We start from the raw sequence: 2,575 nt of genomic DNA on the forward strand, positions 1-2,575 counted from the left end.
TGCGCCGGGCCGGCGCCTTGAAAGCCATGCGGCGGCGGCCGGTCCCGGGCCGCAGCTGCTGGGGCGCGTGCGCCGCACCGAAATCGCGCTCGTTGCCGGCGAACCCGACTTCGCCGTGACGCACCGCGCCGCCATCGAGGCCCACTGGCAGCGGCGGCTTGCGGCGAACCCGGCGCTGTTCAACGGGCCGGTGCTGGTGTTCGAGGCGGTGGAAATCGCCGGCGACTGTCTGCGTGCGCAGGCCCGGCGCACCGGCTTTGCCACGCTTCTCGCCATGCTCGACTGGCACGATGTCGACAGCGGTCTGTTCAACCTGTTCGGGGCGGCGGCGGTGCTGTCGTCCGACGGGGCGCTGCTGCTCGGCCGCATGGGCCACTGGACGGCGCAGCCCGGCGCCGTGAAATGCGTCGGCGGCACGCCCGACGACAGCGACATCACCGCCGCCGGGCAGGTGGATATCGCCGGCTCCGTTGCCCGCGAGTGTGCGGAGGAAACCGGTCTCGTGCCGCCGCCGGGGGCGCCGTCGTTCGTGGTGTCCCGCGACGGACCGCTGCTGGCGCTGGTCGCGGAGCTGCCTTTCGCAGAGGCGGCGGCCGCGCTGGTGGCGGCGGCGGAAGCCCACATCGCCGCCGACCCCGACCCGGAGATCGACGCCATCGTGGTGCTGCGCCATGTCGGCGATGCAGACGGCCTTGCCGTTCCCCCCTATAACCGGGTTGTGCTGCCGCTGCTGCTGCCCGCCTGAGCGGGCCGCCCCGTTCCCTGCCGGAGAATGCCGATGTCCCGCCGTTTTGCCGTCCTCGATGTGTTCACCAGCCGTCCGCTGTCCGGCAACGGGCTGGCGGTCGTGCGGGACTGCGACGGGCTCGACACTGCGGCGATGCAGGCCATCGCCCGCGCCTTCTGCCTGTCGGAAACCGTGTTCCTGTGTCCGCCGGAAGGCCCGGCCCACAGCGCCCGCGCGCGCATCTTCACGCCGGCGCGGGAGTTGCCGTTCGCCGGCCATCCGACGGTGGGGGCCGCGGTGCTGGTGGCGCTGGACCGCTTCGGCGCCGGGGGTGCCGGGCAGGAGGCGGTGGTGGTGCTGGAAGAAACGGTCGGCGCCGTGCGCTGCGGCGTGCGCCTCGGCGGCCCGCGCACCGGCTATGCCGCCTTCGATCTGCCGCGCGGCGTGGAGGCGGTGCCCTTTGCCGCCGACCGCGCGCAGATCGCCGCCGCCCTCGGGCTGGGCCTCCATGAGATCGGCTTTGAAAACCATGTGCCGTGCGCCTTCACGGCCGGCGTGCCCTATGTGTTCGTGCCGGTGGCCGGCCTTGCCGCGGCCGGCCGCGCGGCACCGGTGGCGCAGCACTGGCCGGCCGCCTTTGCAGAGGCGGCGGGCTCGGTGTTTGTCTATTGCCGCGAGAGCGTCGGGGCCGGTGTGCAGTTCCATGCGCGCATGTTCGCCCCGGAACTGGGCATCGTCGAAGACCCGGCGACGGGGTCCGCCGTGTCGGCCTTCGCGGCCGTCGTGCATCGCTTCGACCGGCCGGTGGAAGGGGTGACGCAGGTTATGGTGGAGCAGGGGCTGGAGATGCTGCGGCCCTCGCGCATCCGCCTTGAAATCGAGGTGGCGGGCGGGCGCCTTGCCCGCGTGCGCATCGGCGGCGATGCCGTCGTGGTGCAGGAAGGCGAGCTGTTCGTCTGAAGACCATGGCGGAGACGGATAACAGACTGCCGGTGGAAGACGCGCTGCCGGCGCTGATGCAGGCCCTCGGCGGGGCCGGAGCGGCCGTGCTGGTCGCCCCGCCCGGCGCCGGCAAGACCACGCGCGTGCCGCTGGCCCTGATGGCCGCCCCCTGGCGCGGCGACGGCCGGCTGATCGTGCTGGAGCCGCGCCGCCTTGCCGCCCGCGCCGCCGCCGCCCGCATGGCGGAGAGCCTTGGCGAGCCGGTTGGCCGCACCGTGGGCTTCCGCGTGCGCGGGGAGGCGCGCGTTTCGGCCGCCACGCGCATCGAGATCGTCACCGAGGGCGTGTTCACGCGCCTGATCGTGGACGATCCGGCCCTTGAGGGGGTGGCCGGGGTGCTGTTCGACGAGGCGCACGAGCGCAGTCTCGACGGCGACCTCGGCCTTGCCCTTGCCCTTGAGGCGCGCGAGGCGCTGCGGCCGGATCTGCGCCTCGTGGTGATGTCGGCGACCATCGACGCGGCCCGCTTTTCCACCCTCATCGGCGATGCCCCGGTGGTGGAAAGCGCCGGCCGCATGTTTCCCGTGGAGACACGCCATCGCCCCCGCCCGCCCGGCGGGCGCATCGAGGAGGCGATGGCCGCGGCGGTGAGCGATGCGCTGGCCGGCGAGGCGGGCTCGGTGCTGGCCTTTCTGCCCGGGCAGGCGGAAATCCTGCGCACGGCCGAACGCCTGCAGGGCCGCCTGCCGGCCGACACCGATCTGGCCCCGCTCTATGGCGCGCTCGACGGGCGCGCGCAGGAAGCCGCCATCCGCCCCGCGCCCGCCGGGCGGCGCAAGGTGGTGCTGGCCACCGCCATTGCCGAGACCTCGCTGACCATCGAGGGCGTGCGCATCGTCATCGACA

The 2,575-nt window shown here is 73.7% G+C and carries 3 protein-coding genes; all 3 read left to right on the forward strand.

The window, feature by feature from the left end:
* A partial coding sequence (locus V7067_RS17305; protein WP_334177128.1) for a hypothetical protein occupies positions 1 to 745 on the forward strand: 745 nt, incomplete at its 5' end.
* 33 nt (positions 746 to 778) lie between these two features.
* Positions 779 to 1,687 carry a PhzF family phenazine biosynthesis protein gene (locus V7067_RS17310; RefSeq protein ID WP_334177129.1) on the forward strand — a complete coding sequence of 303 codons (909 nt, stop codon included), beginning with the start codon at positions 779 to 781 and terminating at the stop codon, positions 1,685 to 1,687.
* 5 nt (positions 1,688 to 1,692) lie between these two features.
* Positions 1,693 to 2,575, forward strand: an 883-nt coding sequence (locus V7067_RS17315) for a DEAD/DEAH box helicase (RefSeq protein ID WP_334177130.1), incomplete at its 3' end; no start/stop codon positions are given.

The organism is Pseudoxanthobacter sp. (assembly GCF_036822375.1).
Taxonomy (GTDB): Bacteria; Pseudomonadota; Alphaproteobacteria; order Rhizobiales; family Segnochrobactraceae; genus Pseudoxanthobacter.

Bases quoted from the DNA above. Each gene is read 5' to 3' on its own strand.
- V7067_RS17310 (WP_334177129.1), top strand. From the start codon at position 779: ATGTCCCGCCGTTTTGCCGTCCTCGATGTGTTCACCAGCCGTCCGCTG.